At 69.5% G+C, this 6,950-nt stretch carries 8 protein-coding genes; 6 read left to right on the forward strand and 2 right to left on the reverse strand.

The window, feature by feature from the left end; all coding sequences use genetic code 11:
• Window positions 1-149: 149 nt before the first annotated feature.
• Window positions 150-1,166, reverse strand: a complete 1,017-nt coding sequence (locus HMPREF3086_RS06785; protein WP_070720949.1) for an NADP-dependent oxidoreductase — start codon at window positions 1,164-1,166, stop codon at window positions 150-152.
• A 66-nt stretch (window positions 1,167-1,232) separates the two neighbouring features.
• On the opposite strand from HMPREF3086_RS06785, the gene HMPREF3086_RS06790 reads away from it, so the two are divergent.
• The 4 genes from HMPREF3086_RS06790 to HMPREF3086_RS06805 all read left to right on the forward strand — a co-directional run bounded on the left by HMPREF3086_RS06790 (window position 1,233) and on the right by HMPREF3086_RS06805 (window position 4,656).
• The gene (locus HMPREF3086_RS06790; protein ID WP_061916228.1) at window positions 1,233-2,120 is read left to right on the forward strand and encodes a galactan export ABC transporter permease subunit Wzm/RfbD; all 888 of its coding nucleotides are present in this window, start codon (window positions 1,233-1,235) and stop codon (window positions 2,118-2,120) included.
• 12 nt (window positions 2,121-2,132) lie between these two features.
• Window positions 2,133-2,951 (forward strand): galactan export ABC transporter ATP-binding subunit Wzt/RfbE, encoded by an 819-nt coding sequence (locus HMPREF3086_RS06795; protein ID WP_061229490.1) that lies wholly within the window; start codon window positions 2,133-2,135, stop codon window positions 2,949-2,951.
• Entirely contained in the window at window positions 2,941-3,918 is a 978-nt protein-coding gene (locus tag HMPREF3086_RS06800; RefSeq protein ID WP_061229491.1) for a galactofuranosyltransferase GlfT1, read from the forward strand. The genes HMPREF3086_RS06795 and HMPREF3086_RS06800 overlap by 11 nt, the downstream gene beginning before the upstream one ends.
• Before the next feature lie 129 nt (window positions 3,919-4,047).
• Window positions 4,048-4,656, forward strand: coding sequence for a maleylpyruvate isomerase family mycothiol-dependent enzyme (locus HMPREF3086_RS06805; protein WP_070720953.1), 609 nt, complete (start codon window positions 4,048-4,050; stop codon window positions 4,654-4,656).
• 25 nt (window positions 4,657-4,681) lie between these two features.
• On the opposite strand, the gene HMPREF3086_RS06810 is transcribed toward HMPREF3086_RS06805, so the two are convergent.
• The gene (locus tag HMPREF3086_RS06810) at window positions 4,682-4,873 is read right to left on the reverse strand and encodes a ferredoxin (RefSeq protein WP_061229493.1); all 192 of its coding nucleotides are present in this window, start codon (window positions 4,871-4,873) and stop codon (window positions 4,682-4,684) included.
• 143 nt (window positions 4,874-5,016) lie between these two features.
• On the opposite strand from HMPREF3086_RS06810, the gene HMPREF3086_RS06815 reads away from it, so the two are divergent.
• Window positions 5,017-5,490 (forward strand): PaaI family thioesterase, encoded by a 474-nt coding sequence (locus HMPREF3086_RS06815; protein ID WP_070720955.1) that lies wholly within the window; start codon window positions 5,017-5,019, stop codon window positions 5,488-5,490.
• Window positions 5,491-5,611: 121 nt separating this feature from the next.
• Complete coding sequence (locus HMPREF3086_RS06820) at window positions 5,612-6,814, forward strand: TerC family protein (protein WP_007633392.1); 1,203 nt, start codon at window positions 5,612-5,614, stop codon at window positions 6,812-6,814.
• Window positions 6,815-6,950: the final 136 nt, after the last annotated feature.

Raw genomic sequence — 6,950 nt, forward strand, 5'->3', positions numbered from 1 at the left:
CTCAGGCGGGCGGCGGGCGCGGCTCGGCGAGTCGGCGTCATGACGTCAACCCTGCCGCACCCCCGTGGCGCCCCGCCGCCCGGGTCAGACGGTCGATCGGCCGACGGCCCGGATCGGTGGGGTCAGATCGGTGGGTCAGATCGGTGGGGTCAGATCCTCACGAGCATCTTGCCCACGTTCGCGCCCTTCATCAGGTCGAGGAACGCGTCGACCGAGTTGTCGATCCCCTCGACCACCGTCTCGTCGAACTTCAGCTCGCCTGAGGCCACCCACGGTCCCACCTTCTCGGCGAACTCCTTGAAGAGATGCATGTAGTTGTTCGCCGTGAAGCCCTGCAGCGTCAGCCCGCGGGTGACGGCGTACCAGAGGTTGTCCGGGCCGGGCCTGCGCTCGGCGTCGTTGTACGAGCTGATCGCGCCGCACAGGGCCAGGCGGCCACCGTCGTTCATCAGATCCAGCGCGGCCTCCAGGTGATCGCCGCCGACGTTGTCGAAGTAGACGTCGATCCCCTCGCCGTTCTCGCTGCCGAAGTGCTCGCGCAGGAGCTTCCGGACCGGGCCTTCCTTGTAGTTGATCGCCGCGTCGAATCCGTAGCGCTCGATGCAGGTGGCCACCTTCTCCGGGCTGCCGGCCGAGCCGACGACCTTCGAGGCGCCCATGAGCTTGGCGATCTGTCCCACCGCCGAACCGACCGACCCGGCCGCGCCGGAGACGAACACGCTCTCGCCGGCCTGGAACCGGCCGATGTGCAGCAGTCCCACGTAGGCGCTGAGGCCCGTGGTCCCCAGGACGCCGAGGTACGCCGAGATCGGCACCCCGTCCATCTCCTGCACCACGCGGAACTGCCGGGCGTCGCCCTGGGCGACGTCGCGCCAGCCGTCGTTGTGCAGGACCACCGCGCCGACGGGGTGGTCGTCCGATCGGGACTCCACCACGCGGCCCACGGCCGCGCCGGTCATGGTCTCGTCGAGCTCGAACGGCGGGATGTAGGAGCGTCCCTCGTTCATCCGGCCCCGCATGTAGGGATCCACCGAGATGAACTCGTTGGCCACCCGGACCTCGCCCTCGGCGAGCTCGGGGAGGTCGACGGTGACCGTGCGGAAATTGTCGTGGGTCGGCCATCCGGTGGGACGGCTCGCGAGCTGGATCTGCGTACTGGTCGTCATCTCTACTGTCTACGCGCCCTCGCGGCGGGGCTGCCACCGGCAGGACCTCTAGTACGCTGAGCCCTCGTGCAGGACCAGTCCCTTCCCGATCCGACCTCGGCGACGCTCCCCGACGAGCGCGTGCGCGGCGAGATCGTCAACGACTCCCACACCTTCCGCCGGGCCGTGGCCGACCTGCGCCAGGGGCTGAGCCAGCGCGAACTGTGGCTGTCCCTGGGCTGGCAGGACATCAAGCAGCGCTACCGCCGCTCTACCCTCGGCCCGCTGTGGATCACCATCGCCACCGGCGTCATGGCCGTGGCGCTCGGCCTGCTGTACTCGATCCTCTTCCAGATCCCGCTCGCCGACTTTCTCCCGCACGTCACCGTGGGCCTCATCATGTGGGGCTTCATCTCCGGCTGCATCAAGGAGGGCGCCGAGGTCTTCATCGCCAACGAGGGCCTCATCAAGCAGCTCCCCAGCGCCCTGAGCGTGCACGTCTACCGGCTGGTGTGGCGGCAGTTCCTGTTCCTGTGCCACAACCTGGTCATCTGGGTGGTGCTCATGGTGGTCTTCCCGCGGCCGCTGGGCTGGGAGCTCCTGCTGTCCGTGCTGGGGCTGGCGGTGCTCATGGTCAACGGTGTGTGGGTGTCCATGCTTTTCGGCATCCTCGCCACCCGGTTCCGGGACATCGCCCCTCTGCTGGACTCGATGGTGCAGCTGCTGTTCTACATGACCCCCATCGTGTGGACCACGCAGACGCTGTACGAGCAGGGCGGGCAGATCGCCGACCGCGCCCGCATCGCCGAGATCAACCCGCTCTACCACTACCTGGAGATCGTCCGCGCGCCCATGCTCGGCCAGTCCGTCGACGCCTACCACTGGTGGATCGTCCTGGCCTGCACGGCCGTCGGGTTGCTCCTGGCGTTCGTGGCGCTGCGCCGGTTCCGCTCCCGAGTCCCGTACTGGGTGTAGGAGGTACATCCCATGAGCTCCGTCGCGCCCACCCCCGGCGGCGTGTCCATCGACTGCGTGGACGCGTGCGTGGATTTCCCGATCTTCGACGCCAAATCGCGCTCCCTCAAGAAGGCGGTCCTCGGCTCCGCGGGGGGCGCGATCGGCCGGAACGCGTCCAACGTCGTCGTCGTCGAGGCCCTCAAGGACATCACCCTCTCCCTCCGCGAGGGGGACCGCGTGGGCCTGGTCGGGCACAACGGTGCCGGCAAGTCAACGCTGCTGCGGCTGCTGTCCGGCATCTACGAACCCACTCGCGGCGCGGCGCGGATCCGCGGCCGCGTGGCGCCCGTGTTCGACCTGGGCGTGGGCATGGACCCCGAGATCTCGGGGTACGAGAACATCATCATCCGCGGACTGTTCCTCGGCCAGACGCGCAAGCAGATGAAGGCCAAGGTCGACGAGATCGCCGACTTCACCGAGCTCGGCGACTACCTGGACATGCCGCTGCGCACCTACTCCACCGGCATGCGCGTGCGGCTGGCCATGGGCGTGGTGACCTCGATCGACCCCGAGATCCTTCTGCTCGACGAGGGCATCGGCGCCGTGGACGCGGAGTTCATGAAGAAGGCGCGGGTCAAGCTCGCCGACCTCGTCTCCCGCTCGGGCATCCTGGTCTTCGCCTCCCACTCCAATGAGTTCCTCGCGCAGCTGTGCGACTCGGCCATGTGGATCGACCACGGTCGCATCCGCCAGCGCGGCAGCATCGAGGAGATCGTCACCGCCTACGAGGGCCCCGAGGCCGGCCGCTCGATCGGCGAGTACATCGGCAGGATGCGTCATGAGAGCTGAGGGCGGGGCCGCCGCGGGAGACGCGGGCCGAAAAGCGGCCGACGCCCGCCGGGTCGTGGCCGTCGTGGTCACCCACCGCCGGCTCGAGCAGCTGCGCGAGTCCCTGGCCGTCGTGTGCGGCCAGACCCGCCCGATCGACCACCTGGTGGTGGTGGACAACGCCGACGAGCACGCCGTACGCGAGCTCGTCGAGTCGCAGCCGGTCGAGGCCACGTACATCGGCTCCAAGCACAACCTCGGCGGCGCGGGCGGCTTCGCACTGGGCATGCTGCACGCGCTGGCCACCGGCGCGGACCTCGTGTGGTGCGCGGACGACGACGGCCGCCCCGAGGGCCCCGACGTCCTGGCCACGCTGCTGCACTGCATGGACCGCCACGGCCTGGCCGAGGTCTCGCCGGTGGTGTGCGACCTCGCCGACCCCGACCGACTGGCCTTCCCCCTGCGGCGCGGCGTGGTGTGGCGGCGTCGGCGCTCGGAGCTGTTCACCGGAGCGGGCGCGGCCGGCGACGGGGAGACCACCGAAGACCTGCTGCCCGGCATCGCGTCGCTGTTCAACGGCGCCCTGTTCACCGCCGAGTGCCTGGACCGCGTGGGCGTGCCCGACCTGCGCCTGTTCATCCGCGGCGACGAGGTCGAGGTGCACCGGCGCCTGGTCCGCTCGGGGCTGCCGTTCGGCACGTGCCTGACCACCGCGTACCTGCACCCGCAGGGCTCGGACGAGTTCAAGCCGATCCTCGGCGGCCGCATGCACACGCAGTTCCCCGACGACCCGGTCAAGCGGCACTTCACCTACCGCAACCGCGGTTACGTCCTCACCCAGCCCGGCAACCGGCGGCTCATCCCGCAGGAGATCGTGCGATTCGGCTGGTACTTCCTCGTCTCGCGGCGTGATCCGGCGGGGTTCCGCGAGTGGCTGCGCCTGCAGCGCATGGGCGCGGGCGAGCGGTTCGAGAAGCCCGGCGCCTGACCCGCGAGAATCCGCTACCCCGACTCCGGATCCGCTACGCCCTGAGGGGTAGCGGATCCCGAGGGAAGGTAGCGGATTCGGGGGGCCGGGCCCGGGTGCCCGAGTGCCGGCATGCGGCAGGATGGGGGCATGACCGACTGGATCGCGCTGCAGTCCCGCGCCGCCGACCTCTACGACGAGGTGCTGCCCGCCGTCACCGACTGGGACGCCGCCACCCCGTGTAGCGACTGGACCACGCGCGAGGTGCTGGCCCACGTGGTGGACGAGCAGCTGTGGGTGCCTGGCCTGCTCGCCGGCGGCACGGTCGACGAGGTGGCCGACGACCTCGAGGACCGCCTGCGTCGCCTGCGCGACGCCTCGGGGCCGGAACTGGTGGCGGACTGGGAGTCGGTGAAGGCGCCGGTGGGCGCGGCGTGGCGGGGGACGTGCGCCGGCGGCGCGGACACAGAGGTGCACCTGTCGTACGGGCTCGCGCCCGTGAAGCACTACCTGGCCCAGCAGGTGTTCGACCTGGCCGTCCACGCGTGGGACATCGCCTCCTCGCAGGGCATGGACCTGCGCTGGGGCGACGATCTCGAGCGGGCCGTGTTGGAGTTCGTGCGGACGGACCTCGCCGAGAACCCGGCCCCGGAGCTGTTCGACCCCGCGGTCCCGGGCTTCGACGGCCCGGACGTGTCGGCGCGGGACGAGGCGCTCGCGCTCACCGGCCGCGACCCCTCGGCCTGGCCGGCCCGGTAGCCGCGGGGCCGCGGCGCCGCGCTCGTCAGGCCTCGCGCAGAGCCGCCATCGGACACTTGGCGACGGCCTTGCGGGCGCGCTTCTCGTGCTCGGAGGGGATGTCGTCGACCAGCAGGCGCACCACCTCGTCGTCGTCATCCAGCGCGAACACCGCCGGCGCCAGTCCCACACACACGGCCTGGCCCTCGCACCGGTCCGGATCCACGATGATCCTCATGTCACGCCTCCCCGCCGAGGGCCAGGGGCCCCGTAGTCGATGGTCGTGGCCCTGAAAGTAGACAAAGGTTGTTCCCGTGTCCAGAGATTGCGTGGGATTGCCGGGTGCGCCGAACTGACTCCCCGGTAAGTTACTATCGGTCGGTGCCCAAGACCCTGCTGCACCGCTACACCTCGAGCCCCCGGGCGTTCCCCGTCCTGGCCTCGCTCTACCCGCCGCTGCTGGGGTCGGGGATCCGCATCCGGCACGTCGCCCCGGACTGGACCCGCGGCGAGCTGAACATGCACGTGGCGCCGTGGACCGCCAACACCAACGGCACCGCGTTCGGCGGCGCGCTGTTCGCCGCGACCGACGTCCTCTACGGGGCGCTGCTGTCCGGGCAACTGGGCGGCGGCTACCAGGTGTGGACCAAGAGCGCGACGATCGACTTCCGCTCCCCCGGCCGCGGCCGACTCCGGTGCGTCGTCGAGGTGCCGCACGCGGAGGCGGACTCGATCCGCGAACAGCTGACCACACGGTCCAGCACCAGCGTGGTCCACACCGCGGTCGTGACCGACAGCCGCGGCAGGACGGTCGTCGAGGCGCGACACACAATGTTCATCCGACGCCGCAAGTAGCGCCGCCACCTGCGCGAACGTATCCGTGCCGACGGGCGGCGAGCATCCGTCGGGGGGTCGACACCGCCGCGCGCGGGTAGGATGATCCGGTCAACCGGCCCTCCCCGGAAAGGAAACCCCGTTGGGAGCCACCCCGCTCGCATGGTCGTTGTCAGTCGGCCTGATCGTCGCACTCCTCCTGTTCGACTACTTCTTCCATGTGCGCAAGGAGCACATTCCCACGATCAAAGAGTCGGCCATCTGGTCCTCGCTCTACGTGGGCGTCGCGGTCCTGTTCGGCTTCGCCGTGTGGATCTTCGGCGGCACGGACATGGGTATCGAGTACTTCGCCGGGTACCTCACCGAGAAGGCGCTCTCGGTGGACAACCTGTTCGTGTTCCTCCTGCTGTTGACGAGCTTCAAGGTGCCCAAGGCGGGTCAGCAGAAGGCGCTGCTGTTCGGCATCGTCTTCTCGATCATCGCCCGCACCGCGTTCATCTTCGTGGGCGCCGCACTGCTCAACCAGTTCAGCGCGCTGTTCTACGTGTTCGGCCTGTTCCTCATCGTCACCGCCGGCCGCCTGCTGGCCGAGGATGACGAGGACGACGACGAGGTCGACAACGTCATGGTCCGGTTCGCCAAGAAGGTCATCCCAGCGACCGATCACTACGACCACGACAAGCTGTTCACCGTCGAGAACGGCAAGCGCGTCATGACGCCCATGATGATCGTCATGGTCGCCATCGGCGGCACCGACATCATGTTCGCGCTGGACTCGATCCCCGCAATCTTCGGCCTCACCCAGAACGTCTTCATCGTCTTCACCGCCACCACGTTCTCGCTGCTCGGCCTGCGCCAGCTGTACTTCCTGCTGGAGGGCCTGCTCGACCGGCTGGTCTACCTCAAGTACGGCCTGGCGGCGATCCTGGGCTTCATCGGCGTCAAGCTGGTGCTGCACGCCCTGCACGAGAACAACCTGCCGTTCATCAACGGTGGCGAGCACGTCGACGTGGTCGAGGTGCCCACGCTGCTGTCGCTGGGCGTGATCGTGGTGGTGCTCGTCGTGACCATCGTGGCGTCGCTGGTCAGCCCCGCCGGCAAGGCCCTCACCGTCCTGGGCAACCTCAAGCGTTACTCGCGGGAGTACCTCAACAAGGACTTCACCGACGACCCGGTCGAGCGCGCCCGGCTGTGGAGCAAGATCCTCGAGAACGAGGACAAGCTCGGCACGATCGACCGCAAGTACTTCGGCAGCGAGGGCGACGTGTGGGAGCTCGAGCAGCTCCTGCGCCGGGTCTGGGACGAGCAGGGCCGCTACGAGAAGGCCACCGACTACACCCGCTGATCCGCCGTACCCACGGCATCCCGGCCCGCGGCCTCAGCGCCGCGGGCCGGACCACATCCCGTGCGGGTCGGCCGCGGGGTCATCGGCCGGCGGGTAGCGGACCTCGGACGACGGCCACCGGGCCCGCAGCACGGCG

The organism is Dietzia sp. HMSC21D01 (genome assembly GCF_001815995.1).
In the GTDB taxonomy this organism is placed as follows: Bacteria; Actinomycetota; Actinomycetes; order Mycobacteriales; family Mycobacteriaceae; genus Dietzia; species Dietzia cinnamea.